Raw genomic sequence first — 18,675 nt, 5'->3', positions numbered from 1 at the left:
TCAGGTAGAGGCAATGCATGGGGAAGGGCGCAAGTCCTTCCCCATTCTTTTTTGGGTCCCGGCAACGCCGCAGGCGCGCGGTGCGGGGACCGGCGGTGGCGACAGGGGTCGGCCCTTCGCGCATCGCGATGGCAGACCGACTGGAGTTCCGGCCCCCCCATGAGCGACATCCAATCCCTCACCACCCAGGCGCTGGCCGATGTGGCCGCCGCACAGAGCCCCGACACGCTGGAACAGCTGCGCGTGGCCCTGCTCGGCAAGAGCGGCAGCATCACCGCCCAGCTCAAGCAGCTCGGCACCCTGCCGGCTGACGAGCGCAAGGCCGCCGGTGAAGCCATCAACCAGGCCCGTGACGCGCTGTCCAGCGCGCTGGGCGAGCGCAAGGCCGTGCTGGAAAACGCCGCACTGGATGCGCGACTGGCCGCCGAAGCGATCGACATCACCCTGCCGGGCCGCAACGGCGACCGCGCCGGCCTGCACCCGATCACCCGCACCCTGGAACGCATCACCGGCATCTTCGGCCGGCTGGGCTACGAGCTGTCCGAGGGTCCGGAAATCGAAGACGACTGGCACAACTTCGAGGCGCTGAACTTCCCGCCGCACCACCCGGCGCGCGCCATGCACGACACCTTCTACTTCGGCGATGGCCGCCTGCTGCGCACGCATACCTCCGGTGTGCAGGTGCGTTACATGGGTGAACACCAGCCGCCGCTGCGCATGATCGCCGCCGGTAAGGTGTACCGCAGCGACAGCGACCAGACCCATTCGCCGATGTTCCATCAGGTCGAAGGCCTGCTGGTGGATGAGCACTCCACCTTCGCCGACCTGAAGGGCACGCTGGCCGAGTTCGTGCGCGCCTTCTTCGAGCGCGATTTCGAAATGCGCTTCCGCCCCAGCTACTTCCCGTTCGTTGAACCCGGCGCGGAAGTGGACATCGCCTGGCAGCAGCCCGACGGCAGCACCCGCTGGCTGGAAGTGCTGGGCTGCGGCATGGTCCACCCGAACGTGCTGCGTAACGTCGGCATCGATCCGGAGCGCTACACCGGCTTCGCCTTCGGCCTGGGCGTGGAGCGCTTTGCGATGCTGCGCTACGGCGTCAACGACCTGCGCGCGTTCTTCGAGAACGACGTGCGGTTCCTGAAACAGTTCGTGTAACGCATCAGGTAGCGCCGGGCCACGCCCGGCGGACTCAACAACGCAGGCCCAGGCGCATGCGCCGGGCCCACCAGGGTGACACCATGAAATTCTCCGAAAACTGGCTGCGCAGCCACGTCCCGACCTCTGCCTCGCGCGATGAACTGAGCGCGGTGCTGACCGCCATCGGCCTGGAAGTGGAAGAAGTGACCGCGCTCGGCAACGGCCTGCAGCACGTGGTCGTGGCACGCATCGTCGAAGCCGTGCGCCATCCCGAAGCTGACCGCCTGCAGGTGTGCAAGGTCGACGCAGGGCAGGGCGAACTGCTGCAGATCGTCTGCGGTGCGCCGAACGCGCGCCCGGGCCTGGTTGCACCGCTGGCCATGGTTGGCGCGCAGATCGGCGAGCTGGCAATCAAGCCGGCCAAGCTGCGCGGCGTCGAATCCAACGGCATGCTGTGCTCCGCCAAGGAACTGGGCTTGGACACCGATGCCTCGGGCCTGCTGGAACTGCCTGATGACGCGCCGGTCGGCCAGACCCTGGTCGAGTACCTGGGCCTGCCGGACGCCAGCATCGAGATCAAGCTGACCCCCAACCGCGCCGACTGTTTCAGCGTGCGTGGCATCGCCTTTGATGTGGCCGCCGCCACCCGCAGCGAGGTGCTGGATTTCGCCGCCGACGCCATTGCCGCGGTCGGCAGCCGTGAGCTGTCCATCCAGCTCGACGCCGGCGCTGAAGCGCCGCGTTACCTGGGGCGTGTCATCGAAGGCGTCAATGCCGCCGCCAAGACCCCGCTGTGGATGGCCGAGCGCCTGCGCCGCAGCGGCGTGCGTCCGGTCTCGCTGCTGGTCGACATCACCCAGTACGTGATGCTGGAACTGGGCCAGCCGATGCACGCCTACGACCTGGGCACCCTGCAGGGCAGCATCGGTGTGCGCCGTTCGCGCGCCGGCGAAGCCATCAAGCTGCTTGACGGCCGCGATGCAGTGCTGGACGAGAGCTTCCTGGTGGTCACCGACGCCGACCGTGCGGTCGGCCTGGCTGGCCTGATGGGCGGCTTCGATACCCGCGTCACCGACGACACCACCGCCGTGTTCCTGGAGGCCGCGCACTTCGCGCCGGCCGCCATCATGGGCCGTGGCCGCAAGCTGGGCCTGCACACCGATGCCGGCCACCGCTTCGAGCGTGGCGTCGACCCGGCGCTGCCGCGCGCCGCCATCGAATACGCCACCCGCCTGGTGCTGGACCTGGCTGGCGGTACCCCGGCGCCGGTCACCGAGGCCGTGCGCGAGGCCGATCTGCCGCAGGCGGCGACGATCACCCTGCGCCGCGCCCGCATCACTCGCGTGCTCGGCATCACCATTGAAGACGCCGAAGTCGAGCGCATCCTGCGCGTGCTGGGGATGGGCGTGACCGCGGCCGGCGAAGGCTGGCAGGTGACCGCGCCGAGCCGTCGCTTCGACATCGCCATCGAAGAAGACCTGATCGAGGAACTGGCCCGCATCCGCGGCTACGAGCAGATCCCGACCACCTTGCCGGGTGGCGCGGCGCGCGTGGCGATGCCGACCGAGACCCAGCTGGACGTGCTCAGCGTGCGTCGCCAGCTGGTCGCCCGCGACCTGCAGGAAACCCTGAACTTCGCCTTCGTCGACGATGCCCTGCTGACCCAGTGGCAGCTGCGCGACAACCTGGTGCCGCTGGCCAACCCGCTGTCGGCCGAGCTGGCGGTGATGCGCCCGGCGCTGCTGCCGGGCCTGGTCGCCACCCTGGGCCGCAACGCCGCCCGCCAGCTGGGTCGCGTGCGCCTGTTCGAGGTTGGCCGGGTGTTCGCCCAGCAGGCTGGCGAGACGTCACCCGGCGAAAGCCCGCCGGCACCGCTGGAAACCCCGCGCGTGGCCGCCGCCGTCTGTGGCGATGCGCAGGCCGTGCAGTGGGGCCTGCCGACCCGCAAGGTCGACTTCCATGACCTGAAGGGCGACCTGGAATCGCTGGCCGCTGCCAGCGGTGCCGTGCTCGAATTCCGCCCCTCGACCCGAGTCTTCGGCCACCCGGCCCGCTCGGCCGAGGTGTACCGCGATGGCGTGGTGATCGGCTGGATCGGCCAGATCCACCCGCGCCTGGCCAAGGCCATGGACATCGATGCCGACGTCTATGCCTTCGAGCTGGACCTGGAGGCGCTGTCGGCCCGTGCGCTGCCGCGTGCCGGCGAGCTGTCGCGCTTCCCGGCCGTGCGTCGTGACCTCGCGTTCCTGGTGCCTGAACAGGTGGCCTGGAGCGACCTGGCCGCGACCATCCGCCAGGCGGCCGGCCCGCTGCTGCGCGAGCTGAACCTGTTCGACCGCTACGTCGGCCAGGGGGTCGAGCCGGGATTCAAGAGTCTCGCTATGGGCTTGATTTTGCAGGACAAGTCGCGCACTCTGACGGACCGCGACGTGGAAGCGGTGGTGGCCGAGGCGGTCACTGCGATCGAACGTGAACACCACGCACGGATCCGCGGCTGAGCGGGAAGCACTCAGGGGTAGCAGGCAATGGCATTGACCAAGGCGGAGATGGCGGAAAAGCTGTTCGACGAAGTCGGTCTGAACAAGCGGGAAGCCAAGGAATTCGTCGACGCGTTCTTCGATGTGCTGCGTGAAGCGTTGGAACAGGGACGTCAGGTGAAGCTGTCCGGCTTCGGTAATTTCGATCTGCGGCGCAAGAACCAGCGCCCGGGTCGCAACCCCAAGACCGGCGAGGAAATTCCGATTTCCGCTCGTACGGTGGTCACCTTCCGTCCGGGCCAGAAGCTCAAGGAGAGGGTGGAAGCTTATGCTGGATCCGGGCAGTAACCGCGAACTACCGCCGATCCCGGCCAAGCGCTACTTCACCATTGGTGAAGTAAGCGAGCTGTGCGACGTCAAGCCGCACGTGCTGCGCTACTGGGAAACCGAATTTCCCAGCCTTGAGCCGGCCAAGCGCCGTGGCAACCGTCGCTACTACCAGCGCCATGACGTGCTGATGGTGCGGCAGATCCGCAGCCTGCTGTACGAACAGGGTTACACCATCGGTGGCGCGCGCCTGCGCCTGGATGGTCCGGATGCGCGCGAGGAATCCGCGTTGAGCAACCAGATCATCAAGCAGGTGCGCATGGAGCTGGAAGAAGTGCTGCAATTGCTTCGCCGGTGATCCAAAACCCAGCGTAATCCGCTATACTTCACGGCCCGCCGCACTGGCGGGTACATCGCAGCATCAGTCGGGGCGTAGCGCAGCCTGGTAGCGCATCTGCCTGGGGGGCAGAGGGTCGTCGGTTCGAATCCGGCCGTCCCGACCACTGTGATGAAACAGAAAGCCTGCGCAGCGATGCGTGGGCTTTTTTGTTGGCTCTCGGCGTGGCGCGCGATACCGGGCGTTCAGGCCCGCAGCCCATGCAGCCGGGCAGTTCCCTTATCATCAGCGGACATCCGATCGCATCGGTTTTCTTCCAGTAGCCACCGTCGCGCCAGCAGGCGGAGCCCCGGCTCCGGCCACCGGCGGCAACGGCGCGCGTGCTGGACGATGCGCGGACCACGACGACCACAGGGGGTTGCGTTGATCAGCAGTATCGTCATTCATCGCTCGGCTGGCCCAGGCACGGCCGGCGTCCATGTCCTGGACACCACGTTCAAGGACAAGCGTGTCTTTGTCTCATGGGGCCTGCGCGGCGAGGACCTCAGCCGTGAAGCCGAACCGGCCGAAACCGTTGCCGCGCGCCAGGCGCTGCAGCGCGAATCGCGGCAGCTCGAAGGGCCTCGCAGCACCGAAGTCTTCATTGCCAACCAGGCGGCCACGGCCATCAGCGTGTACCGCATGCTGAGCGAAGCACGCAGCGGCGATGCCGTGTTCTTCCTGTGCGATTCGCCCGCAGTGGTTGAGTGGCTGGTGACCGCGCTGGAGATCCAGGCGGGTTGAAGCGCCCTCTGTAGAGTCGAGCCATGCTCGACTGCTTATGTTAACGGTAGTCGAGCAAGCTCGACTCTACAAAGGGCTTGCCAGCGCGGCATCCACGGCGGCGCGCGCGTGCAGGGTGGTGGTGTCGAACAACGGCACCGGGCTGTCCTGCTCGCGGACCAGCAGCATGATCTCGGTGCAGCCTAGGATGATCGCTTCGGCGCCGCGCGCGACCAGGCGCTGGATCACCTCCACATACACCTGTCGCGAGGCCTCGCTGACTACGCCGGCAACCAGCTCGCGGTAGATGATGTCGTGCACGTGGCGGCGGTCGTCGGCGTCCGGCACCAGCACCTTCAGCCCGAAGCGTTCGCTCAGCCGGCCGCGGTAGAAGTCCTCTTCCATGGTGAACGCCGTGCCGAGCAGACCGACCGTGTGCACGCCCGTGCGCAGGATGGCCTCGGCGGTGGGATCTGCGATGTGCAGCAGCGGCAGCGGGCAGGCGGCTTCCAGCTGTGGCGCCAGCTTGTGCATGGTGTTGGTGCAGACCACCAGCAGCTCGGCGCCACCCGCCTGCAGCCGGCGGGCGGCATCGATCATCTCCGCGCCCAGCGCGTCCCAGTCGCCGTCGTGCTGCAGCTGCTTGATGCGGGCGAAATCCACCGACCACAGCAGCAGCTGCGCCGAGTGCGCACCGCCCAGCCGCTGGCGGACATCCTCGTTGATGAGGCGGTAGTACTGCGCTGAGCTTTCCCAGCTCATGCCGCCGATCAGTCCCAGGGTCTTCATGCGTGTCTCCGTGCTGGAAGCCGCATTGCAGCACAGACCGGCCGCCGCATGCTGGCCGCCTTCTGTAACCGTCGATCGCGCACCGGGCTGTACGTACCGCCGCGTGGCGCCAAGCCGTAAGCTGGCGGGCTTCCCGCGTCGAGAACAGCAATGGCCCTGCAAACCTGGTGGTGGTTCCTCGCCACGGTCTTTGTGCTGTGTGGCACGCCGGGCCCGAACATGCTGCATATCCTCGGCCGCAGCGTCGGCCTGGGCTTCCGCCGCAGCGTGCCGGCCATGGCGGGCTGCCTGCTGGCCATGCTGCTGGTGCTTGCTGCCTCCGCTGCCGGACTGAGCGCGCTGCTGCGTTCCTCGCCGATGCTGTTCGAGGTGCTGCGCTATCTCGGCGTGGCCTACCTGGCCTGGCTGGGCATCAAGGCGTGGCGCGACAGTTGTCGGCCGGCCCCGGCGGCCAGCGCAGGCGAGCCGCTGCTGGAGCCGGTCCACGGTGCAGGGGCGGTCTTCCGCGGTGGTTTGCTGGTGGGCCTGAGCAACCCGAAGCTGCTGCTGTTCGCCGCCGCGTTCCTGCCGCAGTTCGTCGATCCCGCGCGTGCGCAGGGCCTGCAGTACACCGTGCTGGTGGCCACCTTCGCCAGCTGCGAACTGTTCTGGTACGTGATGTATGCCGCCGGCGGCCACAGCCTGCGTCGCTGGCTGGCCAGACCCTTCGCGCAGCGCTGGTTCGAGCGCCTGGTGGGCAGCGTGTTCCTGGCCTTCGCGGTCGCGCTGCTGCGTTTCCGTCCGCGCTGAATGTTCACGCCGCGCGCGCGGCGCGCTCACGGGGCGGGCATCGGAGGCTGCTTAACCTGTTCATACCGTCAGCATTCCCCAGGGGAAAGGATCGATATGATCAAGTGGGCCATCATTTTCGCCGTCATCGGCCTCATCGCCGGCGTGCTCGGCTTCGGCGGCATCGCCGGTGCCGCGGTCGGCATCGCCAAGTTCCTGTTCTGGGCCGGCATCATCATCGCGGTGATCCTGTTCCTGATCGGGATGAGCGTCGCCAAGAAGGTCGCCTGACCCAGCGCCGAAGGCAGCCTCAAGCAGCGCGCTCAGTGCGCGCTGCTTTTCGAGAACAGATTGATCACCAGCACGCCCGCGCAGATCAGGCCGATGCCGATCAGTGCCGGCGTATCCAGGCGCTGCTTGAACACCAGCAGGCCGATGACCGAGATCAGCACGATGCCCACCCCTGACCAGATCGCATAGACGATGCCGGTGGGGATGGATTTCATGGTGAGCGCCAGCAGGTAGAAGCACACGCCGTAGCAGGCCAGCGCGCCCAGCGTGGGAGCGAGGCGGCTCATGCCCTCGGAAGCTTTCAGCAGCGAGGTGGCGATCACCTCCAGCGCGATCGCAGCGGCCAGGCAGGCATAGGGATTCATCAAGGTCTCCAGGTCAGCCGGGCGTGCACAGTTTCATCGCCTCGGCCGCCATGGCCAACGCGTTGCGGCGCTCTTCCTCGTCCAGCGGCCGGCCATAGGCCGTGGCCCAGTAGCCGTCGGCGGCGCAGCGTGCCGTATACAGGCGCGGGTCGTCCGCTTCGCCGGGGAACTGCGCCAGCATTGCGCGCATCCACTCGCGCCAGCGCACCAGCATCGCCGGTTCCAGCAGGTTGGCCATGGTCAGACCGATGTCGCTGTCGCGGGTCTGCTGCAGCAGATGATCGAAGGTGACTTCAACATAGGCGCGGGTGAAACAGCCGTGGCTGGCAGGCGCCTGCTGCATGTGCGCGCGCAGATCCTGCTCGAAATCATCGAGCATCGCGCCCAGCGTTGCATCCAGCAGCGCCTGCTTGCTGCTGAAGTGGTGGAACAGGGCGCCCTTGCTGACCCCGGCGACGTCAGCGACATCCTGCACCGTCAACGCGGCCAGCCCTTCCTGCCTGATCACGCGGGCAGTGGCGTCCAGCAGGGCCTGGCGCACGAGATCGGGCGCCTTGCGGCGCGCGAGGGCGGGGGATGGGGACATGGGAGAAGGAAACCGACCGGACGGTATGATTGTAGCCCAGCGCTGCCCGGCTCAGTCCAGGTAGACCGACAGCCCTGTGGCGAACTGGAGATCCGGGCTTTCATCGTCCAGGCCCACATCGAATGAAACATCGAGCTGGACGCTGGGCCGCATCCGCCAGCTCAGTCCCGCGCCGGCAATGGACTGGTCGGGGCCATCGCTGGCGTCGAAAAAACCGGCTTCCAGGTAGGTGGACACCGTCTGCGTGGCCTGCAGCGAAATGCTGGGCGCCCAGGTGGTGGTGCGTTGGCCGGCACCGCGTTGCTGCTGCGCGAACAGCGCCAGCTGCCATTGATCGTTGAGTGACTGTTCGATGCTGACCGCCAGCGCGTATTGGCGGCCGTCGCTGAAGGCCGCATCGCCGCGCGCCACCACGGCCGAGGCCAGTACTGCCCAGGCGGTGCGGTCATTGCTGCCCGGGCCTGCCCATTTCAGGCCCGCGCTGCTGTCGCTGGCCCCGCGCAGGCGGCTCTGTGCGCCATCCGGCGCGCGCAGGCGCTGGCGGTTCCAAGGGGTGCCGGAGAGCTGCAGTTCCAGGCCGGGCGCCAGTCCGGTGCGCAGCAGGACATCGCCTGACCACGTCGTGCTGCGGACACCCTCGGCGCCGGATTCGCGCAGGTAAGCAGGCAGCCCGAACTCGAGCGCGGCGGCCCCGCGAGGCACCGTGTCGGTGCCAGCGCCAAGGCCGGGCCGGTCAAAGTCGGGAGGACTGGAGGGTGGCTCCGCCCGTGCGGACAGGCAGGCCACGGAAAGGCCGAACAGAACGATGCACTGGCGCATGCTGGCCGACGAGCCCGGGAGGTGTTGCCAAGCATGCGCGGCCGGCGCGTCGGGGCGCCGTGAACGCCGGGCTCAGTCGTCGATGCGGGCGAAACGCGGCTGCGGGCCGTGCTCGCCCGGTACCTGTTCGACGAACATGGCGTACGGGCGCACCCACAGGCCGCCTTCGCCGTACAGGGCGCGGTACAGCACCTGCGGCTGCAGGGTCTCGCTGCTGCGCACGATATCGATTACTTCATACAGACCGCCCTTGAAATGGCGGTAACGACCCGGCTCGAGGCGGGGCAGGGGGCTGAGGTCGGACATGCGGGAAGTTTACTTCCGCGCGGGCGTGGGCGGCAGCGCACACCACGCGTCGATGGCCTCGGCGGTGTTCGCCAGGTCCTGTGCCTGGGCCAGCTCCCACGGTCGCTCGCAGCGTCCGCTGCGCTGGCACCACTGGTAGCCGGCCGAACCGATGCAGCCGTGTGCGTCGCGATCACCGCCGACAACGGGCGCGGCGGTGGCGGGATCGCGGGCAGGCGTCGGCGCGGGCACGGGTTCGGGCTGGGCGCAGCCGCCCATGGCTAGCATCAGCAGCACCGGCAGGAACGCGGTCTTCATCGGCGTGGCCTCGCGTGCGGGGGCCTCAGTATCGGCCGCATCCGCCCCGGTCGACAAGCGCTCAGCTGATGCTGGCGCGCACCACTTCTTCAAGCAGGACCAGGTAGCTGGCCACGAAGTAGAACTTGAGCAAGGTCGAACGCTGCAGCGGAAGCGAGGTGCGCATGTGGAAGGGGCCCCTGTTAGTGAGCGTAGTGTGAAGCCCTGCTGACTTCGTGACAAGAGTCACGAAAAACTTTCACTAAACCGACTCAGGGATGTGATGGGGGTGGTGTTCTGACGTCCCGATCCGGATTTTTCGTACTAATCCGATAGGAACTCCCCGAGCAGGGGCCTAGGGTGGGCAGCAACCGCGGGCGGCCCTGCAGTTGTCGCGCGCCCCATTGCAAGGAGCCCGTCATGGTCTTTACCGTCAAATGCATTGCCGCCCATTGGTCCGTACTGGATCCGGCCGCCGGCGCGACCGAACCCTTCTCCAGCGGTGCCGCCGCCTTCGATGCCGCCGTCGCGCGGGCCAGCGACCACCATCGTCGTACCGGCCAGGACAGCACCGTGCGCGTGGAGGCACTGGGCAGTACGGTGGATGCGGTGCACTTCAACCACTGAAACGCCAGTCCAGCCGGTGAGCGCGGCCTAGGCCGCTTCGCCTTCTGCCAGCGCCCGTTCGATGAGCAGGCACAGCCACGTGACATGGATGCTCTTGCCGTGTACATGTGCGATCTGCCTCGGGAACGCCTTGTCCCGCAACAGCAGCTGCGGCTGCTGCGCGAGCACGAGTATGTGCAGGTCGCGGCGCAGGCTGCAGATACGCCGAAGCAGCGGCACCCCGTCGGTCTGGCCGAGGGTCGGCATGCAGGGATCGATCACGAGCATCCTGCAGTTGGGATCGGCGACCCGCATCAGAACTTCGGAAGGCGAGCGTGCGTCCTGCACGGCGTGAGGGGCCAGCAGGGGCCGGATATGCGCCCCCAGTTCCTGGCGTACCCATGGATTGGCATCGGCGATGATGAGGCTGGGCGGAGTGAGCCTGGACTTAGGCGCAGGCCCTGCTGGCCTGGCGCTTGGGTGAGGCGCGGCATCGGTTTGTTTGAGGAAGTACTGCAGGGGAATGGCCCTCTGTTCAAGGACTGCCGGAGCGTCAGTAGCGGCACTGCTGCGGAATCAGTTGCTGATCCCCGTTTCCAGTGCCGGCATGGCAACGCCACTTGCCGTTATGGCTGTCGCGCAGAAAGCCGATGGTCGGGTTGGGTCCCAGCACCGAATCAGGTTTCAGTACGCACCAGAATTCAGACGCGTTCAGGTAGCGCTGGACGCAGTAATTACTTGTGGATGGTAATCCGATTTCCTCCGGGGTTATGACCCGCTGCACGGTCCCTTCTTCTATGTAAATGAGGTCGAGGCCTCCAGTGCCGATCGAAATCTCCTGCAGTGCGGCAGCCATTTTCGCCTTGGCGGCGAATTTCTGATACTTGGGCAGCGCGATCATGCCAAGTATCGCGAGAATCGCCACGACGACCATCAGTTCAATCAGCGAGAAGCCCTGCTGTCGCCCGCCCGCTGCGCGGCGTGCCCCGGCGCGGGGTATGGTTCTGTTCAAGAGGATGCTCTCCTGTAGGCGTATCGATCCCTGCGGGCAGGAGCACGCAGCTCCTGCCCACCGGGCATCTGCTGATCAGGCGCGACATGCCTCGGGCAACAGGTTCTGGTCGTCCACATCGCTGTTGCAGGTCCACGTTCCATCTGGGGAACGGACCAGGTTCAGCGAGCTGCCGCCGTAAGCCTCGTCAGGCTTCAGGTTGCATACCAGGTTGCCGGTGCCGTCGCCGGCCAGCGACGCGTCGAACGAGGCGCAGCGCGATCCCGAATACGGCAGGCCGACCATTGCAGGACTGATTGTGCTCAAATCGGCGCCCTCAGCCAGCAGCGTTTCCATGCCTACCTTTCCGGGTGTCACCTCTGCCAGCGCCGCGCCGAGCTTGGCCTTTGCTGCAAACTTCTGGTATTGCGGCAACGCAATCATCGCCAGGATGCCGATGATGGCCACTACCACCATCAGCTCGATGAGCGAAAAGCCCTTCTGTCGGGAGTTGTGTGGCGGCATAAACTTTGCGCGTGCAGGTTTGGTATTCATCATGAGATCCTCCTTGGGGTTATCCATTGAATGGGTGGCTGTGGAATGAATGTTCCAGAGCGTGCCAATAGATAATCACCGGTGCGTTCGGATCGATATTCAAAAACTGGTAAAAGTGCCGTTCATGCCGGGTTTTGCGATTATTCGGATGATTGCGTGCTGCATGCCGCGGGCAGCAGTTACGGGTCACTGACATCGGCCAGTCGCTGCCACGCACCGTGCGGGCTGCGTAGCAGCGCCAAGGTGCCGTGCATGCGAGCGGCGGGGTGTAGTTCGCAGGAGGTGTGCGCAGAAGGCCGCGCTAACCGGTAATCCATGCTGCGGCAACGACAGCACCACCCAGGGACGTGCCCGCGGCGGCTGCATGTAGCTGACCGATGGTGCGCAAGCTTGCCGCATGGTGCAGCTTCACGTGCAGGAAATGCTGCAGGACTGTGTCCACAGGCCGGGGCCGCTCTCCCCAGCGGCCCCGGCGTTCCCATCCCCTTCCCTCTACGTCGTAGGCTGGGCGTTACAGCGCCAGCGAGCTTTCCACGTCCAGCACCATACGGCGGGCGAGGGCGAGGTTGGCTTTCTGCCGGTCCAACACGACGTAGAAGAACAGGCCCTTCTTGGCCGAGACCGGGCGCAGCACGTGGTAGGCGCGGCCCAACGTGATGAGGATGTCCTCGATGCTGTCGTTGAGGTTCAGCGCTTCGGCCGTCTTCATCTTTGCGCGGAGCACCTCGGTGTTGCCGGCTGCGGCCAGTTCCATGTCCACGCCCGAACCGGCTTCACCGAGCAGCATGCCACTGTCGTAGTCGACCAGTGCGACGGCTTGGGCGCCGTTGATCTGCATGAGGGTGTCCAGGCATTTTTTGATGGCGATATTCATTTCAGTCGTCCGTTGCGGGTGTTTGGAAGTAAAGAGTCGTTTGAACAGTGAGAGAGACATTCATCGGTACGTGTTGTCGGCCAGCGTGCGTACGCATTGCTTGGCATGCCAAAGCGCATTGCCGATGACGCAGCTGTGATCGCAGGCCGTCATCAGCAGGCGCTGCTGTGCGCCGGGAATGGCCAGCATCAGCACTTTGCCGCCGGCCGCATCGAGGATCAGCGTGTCCAGCTCGCCAAAGCGCAGCTCGTGGCCTAGCGCGCCTGCCAGGCCCAGCATCGAGCTGGTCATCGCCGCCAGCCGGTCGGCAACGCTGCCTTTCGGGCCGGCCTGTGCCAACGCGAAGCCATCGGCGCTGGCGACGACGATGGCCTGTATGCCGGAGACGTCGCGCGCCAGTGTTTTCAGTGCCGACGTGGTGCAGGCAGTGTCATTCATGTGCGGCCGCCATGGCGTTGCATTCGATCTGGCTCATCAGCAGGTCCATGGCGGTGATCGCCTGTTTCATGTCACGCGGGTCCAATGGCAGCGCGGGCAGGTGCGGCGCGTGCTCGCCCAGCCAGGCCTGCTAGTGCGGCAGCAGCGGGTCGTCGGTGCGGCCACATTTGGTGATGCCGATGACCACCGGCAGCGTGGGTGCGGTGTCGGCGATCGCCTTCAGGTGCTGGCCGGCGAGTGTGGTGTCCACGTCGGTGCTGCCATCGACCAGCACGATGGCGCCTTCGGCACCGGCCAGCAGGATCGGCCAGATGTAGGAGAACCGTTCCTGGCCTGGCGAGCCGTACAGGCGCAGGCGGTCACCGCCGGGCAGGTCGATGTCGCCGTAATCCATCGCGACGGTTGTGTATTCCTTGCCCACGGTGGGGTCGGTGTTGCGGGCCTCGGTCACCACGGCTTTTCCGTGGGTGAGGGTCTGCACCAGGGTGGATTTTCCGGCGCCAAGAGGCCCCATTACTACGATCTTGTGCTCACGCACGGTCATGCACTCCAGCGGATACGAAGTTGGCGCCACAGCTTGACGAGTCCGTCAGTGGGCGAGGGACGGGCGGGCAGGTCCTCGCCCATGACCGGAAAGGCGTAGGCGGTGAGGAAAGCGGCATTGAAAAACGACTGCACTTGGCGCGGCGGCAGATCCAGGATCTCGCAGCAGGCCTGCACCGACGCTCCCTGCTTGATCAGCAGCGCGCACAGGCGGAAGTGATCGTGACGGTGGGCGAGGATGCGGAAATCAGGCCAGCGGCGCAGGCGCAGCTTCACATCCATGGTCAGCGGCTGCATCGGTCGGTCCAGCCGTGTGGCGGCCAGGCCGACATTCCACAGCGTCGGGCGCAGCGGCAGATTGCTGGACACCGTCGCGCGCTGCATGAACATTTCGTGCGTCACCGGGGCCAGGCGCAATGGCGGGTGCTCGTCTGCCAGCAGTTTATGCAGCAGCGCCAGTGCGATGGGGGCGGGTGCGGTGGTCATCATCCGGTCGTCCTTCGCGTCCAGCCAGCAGACGATGGCGTCGTCGTGGATGACAGCGGCATGGGCCGGTCTGCGTGCTGCCGAAGTGTCACCCGCCAGGAACACGCGCATCTGCTGCACGAACGGCAGCGCAGCGCTGGGCAGCGTGGCCTGCGTGATCGGTGTCCACGAGGAGAGCGACGATGCGGATGGCGCCCTGGAATCCTCGAACGAGGTGCGGCGGAATCGGACCATGGATGTGGCGCGGTGAATGATTGGGGGGGCCTATATGACCGGATTGGTGGATCCTGATCCATGAAACTTTTGGGAAAGTTGAATGCCATTCCGATGTATTTTTCAGGGTATGCAAATAATTGAATTCTCAAGAGCTCTTAAGATTTTGAGGATTGTTGAAAAATCCCCGTTGTTAAGTTGACGGCGGCCTTGATGATTATTTAGTTTGGTGGTCGCGCTCTGCGGCGTTTTCAGTTGGGAATATCAAGCATGCTTACTCGAATCGCCATTGCGGACGATCACCCGATCGTGCTGCTGGGTACGCGCGTGGTGATCGAGGCTGGCGATCGGCACCGTGTAGTGGCGGAGGCACACTGCGCCGAACAGCTGCTCTCGATCCTGGCCAGCGAGCCTGTTGATCTGGTCATAACCGATTTTTCGATGCCCGGCAGCAACCGCTCAGATGGGCAGGCGATGCTGCAGGCACTGCGTCGCAATCACCCCGATGTCCCGGTGATCCTGTCCACGATGATCACCAATGCCACCTCGCTGCAGATGGCACTGCGTGCCGGGGTGCGCGGGTTGGCACACAAGGCCAGCGGCGTGGGCAGTGTGCGTGACGCGGTAGATACCGTGCTTGCCGGGCGTCTCTATCTCGACCCCGCACTGGCGTCGTGTCTGCTGGAGACCGGGCGCGAGCGATCACTGTCGGTCTTGTCGCCCAAGGAACTGGAAGTGCTGCGCCTCTACGTATCCGGTCCATCGATCACGGAGATCGCCGCGCAGCTGCGGCGGACGGTCAGTACCATCAGCCGGCAGCGGCTCTCGGCGATGAAGAAGCTTGGGTTCAACAACGATGCCGAGCTGTTTGCCTTTGCGTTCGAGCAGAAACTTGGCACGCCGCTTGGCGCGGGCCTTGCCGATTCCTGACGGCGGCGCCGGTGCTGGTCAGGCGCGGTTGAGCTGCTTGAACGAATGGGTAACCGTGCCGGTAGCCCCTCTGTGCGGCGGGCGCGGAATCTTGGATGCTTGCCCCCATCGTATTCATCGGGAGATGGGGAATGGGCAAGGGATTCAACTGGCGCAGCGTGATGTGCGTCGTGCTGCCGATGCTGGCATCTGCCGGTGCTGCACAGGCTCAGAGCTATGGCTACGACGACCGCTACGACAACCGTGGCAGTGGCATCGTGCGCTGCGAGTCGGTCAAGAACCGCAGCAACGAATGCCGCTTGGACGGGCGCGCGCGCCTGATCCGCCAGTTGTCCGGCTCGCCCTGCGTGGAGGGCCGCACCTGGGGCCAGTCGCGCGGTGGTGTGTGGGTGACCCAAGGCTGCCGCGCCGAGTTCGTGGGTGAATCCCGCGGCGGCGGCTGGGGCCATGGCGGCGGTTGGGGCGGCAACGGTGGCCAGGTGATCGCCTGCCATTCCAACGACCGCCGGCAGAAGTATTGCGACGCGCGCATCCGCCGCGACGTGCGCCTGGTCAAGCAGGATTCGCGCAGCCCCTGCGTGGAAGGCCGCACCTGGGGCTGGGACCGCCGGGGTGTGTGGGTCAGTGATGGCTGCCGGGCCCAGTTCCAGATCAACTGATCGGACGACGTTGGCGTTTTCGTCATTCAGATTCAGATTAATCTGATGGCGATCACAGTTCATTCCTCGTATCGTCGGCAGCCGGGGGCAGTGCGCCTCCCGGTGTGCCCACCGTCATCGATACGCTGTTCAAGGAGTGAGCAACGCATGTTGATCCGTCTGCAATGTGAGCAGCGCCAGTGGCGCGTGCTGCACCCGGACAAGCCGGAGCCGATCGAGTTCCGCGACGGTGTCCGCGCCTTCGATTTCGCCGAAACCCTCGCGCGCCTGCACTTCACCGACACCGGGCAGCGTGCCGCGGTGCGCGTGGAAGCCAGTGGCGCGTATGTCGAGGCGGTCAGCTACGGCTGAGCGTCGAAGTTGGGGTCGGATCCCTTTCCGCAGGAAAGGGCTCTGACCCCTCATCCACGGATGGCGTGGATCTACTCAGCTCGCCGCGCTCAGTGGCGGCGTACCGCTGGCCAGCTTCGGCCAGCGCTTCAGCACTGCGGCGCGGATGCCGGTAGCATCGATGCCGGCTTCGGCCAGCAGGTCCTCGCGGCTGGCGTGGTGCTGGAAGCTGTCGGGGAGGCCCAGGTGCAGGATCGGGCGCAGCACCTCTTCGGCATTCAGCAGCTCGGCCACGGCCGAACCGGCGCCGCCGGCCACGACGTTGTCCTCGATCGTCACCAGGCCGTCGTGGCTGTTGGCCATGGCCAGCACCAGCTCCCGGTCCAGCGGCTTGATGAAGCGCATGTTGACCACGCTCAGGCCCAGCTCACGGCCGACCTGTTCGGCGGCGGCCACGCTGCTGCCGAAGGCCAGCAGTGCGATGCGGCTGCCCTGCACGCGCAGTTCGCCCTTGCCGATCGGCAGGGTCGACAGGTCGCTGCCGGCATCCACACCGGTGCCGGTGCCACGCGGATAGCGCACGGCGGCCGGGCCCGGGTGCTGCAGGCCGGTGCTGAGCATCTGCCGGCATTCGGCTTCGTTGGACGGCGCCATCACCACCATGTTCGGCACGCAGCGCAGGAAGCTCAGGTCCAGATTGCCGGCATGGGTCGCACCGTCCGGGCCGACCACGCCGGCACGGTCGATCGCAAACAGCACGTCCAGATCCTGGATCGCCACGTCGTGCACCAGCTGGTCATAGGCGCGCTGCAGGAAGGTCGAGTAGATCGCCACCACCGGCTTGCCGCCCTGGGTGGCCATGCCGGCGGCCAGGGTGACCGCATGCTGTTCGGCAATGGCCACATCGAAATAGCGCTGCGGGTATTCCCTGCTGAAGCGCACCAGGCCCGAGCCTTCGCGCATTGCCGGGGTGATGCCGTACAGGCGCGGCTCGGCGGCGGCGGCATCGCACAGCCAGTCGCTGAACACATCGGTATAGGTCGGCTTCTTCGCGCCGGCCTTGGCCACCAGGCCCTTGTCCGGATCGAACGGGCCCACGGCGTGGTAGCCGATCTGGTCACCCTCGGCCGGCTCGTAGCCCTTGCCCTTGGTGGTCATCACGTGCAGCAGCTTGGGGCCCTTGGAGGCGCGCAGCGTCTTCAGCGTGGACAGCAGGGCGGGCATGTCGTGGCCATCGATGGGGCCGGTGTAGTGGAAGCCCATTTCCTCGAACATGGTGGACGGCACGAACATGCCCTTCCAGTGTTCTTCCCAGCGTTTGACGAAGCGCGCGGGGTTGTTTTTCTTGTCGCCGAGAATCTTCTTGCCGCCCTCGCGCAGCGCATTGAGCGTGCGGCTGCCGGTGGCGCGGCCGAGCATCTTGGTCAGCCCGCCGACGGCCTCGGAGATCGACATGTTGTTGTCGTTGAGGATCACCAGCAGGTTCGGTTCCGGGTCCATGCCGCCGGCATGCATCAGCGCCTCGAAGGCCATGCCAGCGGTCATCGCGCCGTCGCCGATGACGGCCACGACCTTGCGGTCATCGCCCTGCGACTGGCGCGCGATGGCCATGCCCAGCGCCGCCGAGATCGAGGTGGAGGAGTGGCCGACCCCGAAGGTGTCGTACTCGCTTTCCTCGCGCTTGGGGAACGGCGCCACGCCGTCTTTCTGCTTGACGGTGTGGATCTCGTCGCGGCGGCCGGTGAGGATCTTGTGCGGGTACGTCTGGTGGCCGACGTCCCAGACCAGCTGGTCGTGCGGGGTCTGGTACAGGTAGTGCAGGGCCACGGTGAGTTCGATCACGCCCAGGCCGGCGGCGAAATGGCCACCGCTCTTGCCCACCGATTCGATCAGGTAGGCGCGCAGTTCATCGGCGACCGCGCGCATTTCGGATTCGTCGAACGTACGCAGGTCATCGGGCGTCTGGATGCGCGCGAGGCGGGGATAGCGGGCAGAGTCGATCATCGTGTTCGCACTTGTTCTGAACGCCCATTTTCGCCCTCAATCGGGGGTGGGGCAAGCAAACGCCGCCGTCCGTGACAGGACGGTGAGGGTTGCCGGTGCCGATGTTCAGGTGCTGAGCTTGGATCGCTTGGGCAGCTGCGCCTTCAGGAAGGCCATCTGGTCGGCCAGGATGTTGCGGTTGGAGAGGATCAGGTGCTCGATCCAGCTGGGCCGGTAGGGGATGGCCAGCAGGGGCATGTTGGCCTGCTGCGGGGTGCGGTTGCTCTTGCGCGAGTTGCACTGGAAGCAGGCGGTGACCACGTTTTCCCAGCAGTCCAGGCCACCCTTGGACAGCGGCATGACGTGGTCGCGGGTCAGGGTGGGACGGTTGAACTGCTGGCCGCAGTACAGGCACAGGTGGGCGTCGCGGGCGAACAGGGCCGGGTTGGTCAGGTTCGGCGTGGGGTCCGGGGCGCGCGAGCGGGCGTGGCCGCGGGCGGCGATGATCGGATGCAGGTCCATGCCGCTCTGCAGGCCGCTGAGCCGGTTGGTGCCGCCGTGGATGTGCAGGCACGGGTCGCCCAGTGTCCAGGACACCGCATTGCGGGCGTAGAGACAGGCGGCATCCTGCCAGGTGATCCAATCCAGGACGCGTCCGTGGGCATCAAGCGAGAGCAGGCGGACGGTGCCGGGGCGATGCAGCGGGCTGGCATTGGGCGATGACGCGGCGCCCGGAGCAGAAATTGAGGCTCCGGCTTCGATCAGACCCAAGCGTGTAGTGTCTGTCTCCATCGGGAAAACAGCTTATACCCGAATCATTGCGATTT

26 protein-coding genes and 1 tRNA gene are annotated in these 18,675 nt (G+C 66.1%); 12 read left to right on the top strand and 15 right to left on the bottom strand.

Translation table 11 applies throughout. From position 1 onward, the window contains the following. The first annotated feature begins 159 nt into the window (after positions 1–159). The 6 genes from pheS (at position 160) to DCO49_RS05825 (ending at position 5,061) form a co-directional block, all read left to right on the top strand. Positions 160–1,155, top strand: a complete 996-nt coding sequence (gene pheS, locus DCO49_RS05850) for a phenylalanine--tRNA ligase subunit alpha (RefSeq protein ID WP_116863216.1) — start codon at positions 160–162, stop codon at positions 1,153–1,155. Between the two features lie 83 nt (positions 1,156–1,238). Beyond that, positions 1,239–3,635: a phenylalanine--tRNA ligase subunit beta gene (gene pheT, locus DCO49_RS05845; RefSeq protein ID WP_116863235.1), complete on the top strand. Its 2,397-nt coding sequence runs from the start codon at positions 1,239–1,241 to the stop codon at positions 3,633–3,635. Positions 3,636–3,662: 27 nt separating this feature from the next. Continuing rightward, the gene (locus tag DCO49_RS05840; RefSeq protein ID WP_005410432.1) at positions 3,663–3,962 is read left to right on the top strand and encodes an integration host factor subunit alpha; all 300 of its coding nucleotides are present in this window, start codon (positions 3,663–3,665) and stop codon (positions 3,960–3,962) included. Then, the gene (locus DCO49_RS05835) at positions 3,943–4,299 is read left to right on the top strand and encodes a MerR family transcriptional regulator (protein ID WP_005410431.1); all 357 of its coding nucleotides are present in this window, start codon (positions 3,943–3,945) and stop codon (positions 4,297–4,299) included. The genes DCO49_RS05840 and DCO49_RS05835 overlap by 20 nt, the downstream gene beginning before the upstream one ends. Positions 4,300–4,367: 68 nt before the next feature. Beyond that, positions 4,368–4,444, top strand: a tRNA-Pro gene (locus DCO49_RS05830). 224 nt (positions 4,445–4,668) lie between these two features. Continuing rightward, positions 4,669–5,061, top strand: coding sequence for a hypothetical protein (locus DCO49_RS05825; protein ID WP_116863215.1), 393 nt, complete (start codon positions 4,669–4,671; stop codon positions 5,059–5,061). A gap of 66 nt (positions 5,062–5,127) precedes the next feature. Here DCO49_RS05825 and DCO49_RS05820 read toward each other — a convergent pair whose 3' ends face one another. Then, positions 5,128–5,829 carry an aspartate/glutamate racemase family protein gene (locus DCO49_RS05820; RefSeq protein WP_116863214.1) on the bottom strand — a complete coding sequence of 234 codons (702 nt, stop codon included), beginning with the start codon at positions 5,827–5,829 and terminating at the stop codon, positions 5,128–5,130. A gap of 150 nt (positions 5,830–5,979) precedes the next feature. On the opposite strand from DCO49_RS05820, the gene DCO49_RS05815 reads away from it, so the two are divergent. Both DCO49_RS05815 and DCO49_RS05810 read left to right on the top strand, forming a co-directional pair. Continuing rightward, positions 5,980–6,618 (top strand): LysE family translocator, encoded by a 639-nt coding sequence (locus tag DCO49_RS05815; protein ID WP_116863213.1) that lies wholly within the window; start codon positions 5,980–5,982, stop codon positions 6,616–6,618. Between the two features lie 96 nt (positions 6,619–6,714). Further along, a complete protein-coding gene (locus DCO49_RS05810) occupies positions 6,715–6,888 on the top strand; it encodes a DUF1328 domain-containing protein (RefSeq protein ID WP_116863212.1) in 174 nt (57 codons plus the stop codon). Between the two features lie 32 nt (positions 6,889–6,920). On the opposite strand, the gene DCO49_RS05805 is transcribed toward DCO49_RS05810, so the two are convergent. From DCO49_RS05805 to DCO49_RS05785, 5 genes are all read right to left on the bottom strand, one after another. Then, positions 6,921–7,253: an SMR family transporter gene (locus DCO49_RS05805; RefSeq protein ID WP_116863211.1), complete on the bottom strand. Its 333-nt coding sequence runs from the start codon at positions 7,251–7,253 to the stop codon at positions 6,921–6,923. Positions 7,254–7,266: 13 nt separating this feature from the next. Next, a complete protein-coding gene (locus DCO49_RS05800; protein WP_116863210.1) occupies positions 7,267–7,839 on the bottom strand; it encodes a TetR/AcrR family transcriptional regulator in 573 nt (190 codons plus the stop codon). A gap of 51 nt (positions 7,840–7,890) precedes the next feature. Further along, the gene (locus DCO49_RS05795) at positions 7,891–8,658 is read right to left on the bottom strand and encodes a transporter (protein WP_116863209.1); all 768 of its coding nucleotides are present in this window, start codon (positions 8,656–8,658) and stop codon (positions 7,891–7,893) included. Positions 8,659–8,730: 72 nt separating this feature from the next. After that, positions 8,731–8,964 carry a DUF1653 domain-containing protein gene (locus DCO49_RS05790; protein WP_079222578.1) on the bottom strand — a complete coding sequence of 78 codons (234 nt, stop codon included), beginning with the start codon at positions 8,962–8,964 and terminating at the stop codon, positions 8,731–8,733. A 9-nt stretch (positions 8,965–8,973) separates the two neighbouring features. Then, entirely contained in the window at positions 8,974–9,261 is a 288-nt protein-coding gene (locus DCO49_RS05785) for a hypothetical protein (RefSeq protein ID WP_116863234.1), read from the bottom strand. Between the two features lie 399 nt (positions 9,262–9,660). Here DCO49_RS05785 and DCO49_RS05780 point away from each other — a divergent pair, with 399 nt between their 5' ends. Beyond that, on the top strand, positions 9,661–9,867 hold the full coding sequence (locus DCO49_RS05780) for a hypothetical protein (RefSeq protein ID WP_116863208.1): 207 nt from the start codon (positions 9,661–9,663) through the stop codon (positions 9,865–9,867). 27 nt (positions 9,868–9,894) lie between these two features. On the opposite strand, the gene DCO49_RS20290 is transcribed toward DCO49_RS05780, so the two are convergent. From DCO49_RS20290 to DCO49_RS05745, 7 genes are all read right to left on the bottom strand, one after another. Next, positions 9,895–10,161, bottom strand: coding sequence for a hypothetical protein (locus tag DCO49_RS20290; RefSeq protein ID WP_165835682.1), 267 nt, complete (start codon positions 10,159–10,161; stop codon positions 9,895–9,897). 238 nt (positions 10,162–10,399) lie between these two features. Then, on the bottom strand, positions 10,400–10,858 hold the full coding sequence (locus DCO49_RS20640; protein WP_279325639.1) for a prepilin-type N-terminal cleavage/methylation domain-containing protein: 459 nt from the start codon (positions 10,856–10,858) through the stop codon (positions 10,400–10,402). A gap of 75 nt (positions 10,859–10,933) precedes the next feature. After that, positions 10,934–11,392, bottom strand: a complete 459-nt coding sequence (locus DCO49_RS20635) for a pilin (protein WP_116863233.1) — start codon at positions 11,390–11,392, stop codon at positions 10,934–10,936. Positions 11,393–11,903: 511 nt separating this feature from the next. Then, positions 11,904–12,230 (bottom strand): hypothetical protein, encoded by a 327-nt coding sequence (locus DCO49_RS05760; RefSeq protein WP_207776464.1) that lies wholly within the window; start codon positions 12,228–12,230, stop codon positions 11,904–11,906. A gap of 96 nt (positions 12,231–12,326) precedes the next feature. Continuing rightward, entirely contained in the window at positions 12,327–12,704 is a 378-nt protein-coding gene (locus DCO49_RS05755) for a roadblock/LC7 domain-containing protein (RefSeq protein ID WP_116863204.1), read from the bottom strand. A gap of 130 nt (positions 12,705–12,834) precedes the next feature. Then, entirely contained in the window at positions 12,835–13,248 is a 414-nt protein-coding gene (locus DCO49_RS05750) for an ADP-ribosylation factor-like protein (RefSeq protein ID WP_243402672.1), read from the bottom strand. After that, the gene (locus DCO49_RS05745; RefSeq protein ID WP_243402671.1) at positions 13,245–13,844 is read right to left on the bottom strand and encodes a hypothetical protein; all 600 of its coding nucleotides are present in this window, start codon (positions 13,842–13,844) and stop codon (positions 13,245–13,247) included. Before DCO49_RS05745 ends, DCO49_RS05750 begins: the two co-directional genes overlap by 4 nt. 372 nt (positions 13,845–14,216) lie before the next feature. Between DCO49_RS05745 and DCO49_RS05740 the strand changes: the two genes are divergently transcribed. The 3 genes from DCO49_RS05740 to DCO49_RS05730 all read left to right on the top strand — a co-directional run bounded on the left by DCO49_RS05740 (position 14,217) and on the right by DCO49_RS05730 (position 15,886). Next, entirely contained in the window at positions 14,217–14,876 is a 660-nt protein-coding gene (locus tag DCO49_RS05740; RefSeq protein WP_116863203.1) for a response regulator transcription factor, read from the top strand. Between the two features lie 131 nt (positions 14,877–15,007). Then, the gene (locus DCO49_RS05735) at positions 15,008–15,535 is read left to right on the top strand and encodes a DUF3011 domain-containing protein (RefSeq protein WP_116863202.1); all 528 of its coding nucleotides are present in this window, start codon (positions 15,008–15,010) and stop codon (positions 15,533–15,535) included. Positions 15,536–15,682: 147 nt separating this feature from the next. Beyond that, positions 15,683–15,886, top strand: a complete 204-nt coding sequence (locus DCO49_RS05730) for a hypothetical protein (RefSeq protein ID WP_116863201.1) — start codon at positions 15,683–15,685, stop codon at positions 15,884–15,886. A gap of 75 nt (positions 15,887–15,961) precedes the next feature. Here the strand turns inward: DCO49_RS05730 and dxs are convergent, their stop codons facing one another. Both dxs and DCO49_RS05720 read right to left on the bottom strand, forming a co-directional pair. Beyond that, complete coding sequence (dxs, locus tag DCO49_RS05725) at positions 15,962–17,869, bottom strand: 1-deoxy-D-xylulose-5-phosphate synthase (protein WP_116863200.1); 1,908 nt, start codon at positions 17,867–17,869, stop codon at positions 15,962–15,964. Between the two features lie 105 nt (positions 17,870–17,974). After that, positions 17,975–18,640 (bottom strand): HNH endonuclease, encoded by a 666-nt coding sequence (locus DCO49_RS05720; RefSeq protein WP_079222565.1) that lies wholly within the window; start codon positions 18,638–18,640, stop codon positions 17,975–17,977. Between the last annotated feature and the right edge of the window lie 35 nt (positions 18,641–18,675).

It is taken from the genome of Stenotrophomonas sp. SPM, assembly GCF_003105135.1.
Lineage (GTDB): Bacteria > Pseudomonadota > Gammaproteobacteria > Xanthomonadales > Xanthomonadaceae > Stenotrophomonas.
Note: the sequence above shows the minus strand (reverse complement) of the source record. Positions and strands in the feature narration are given on the sequence as shown.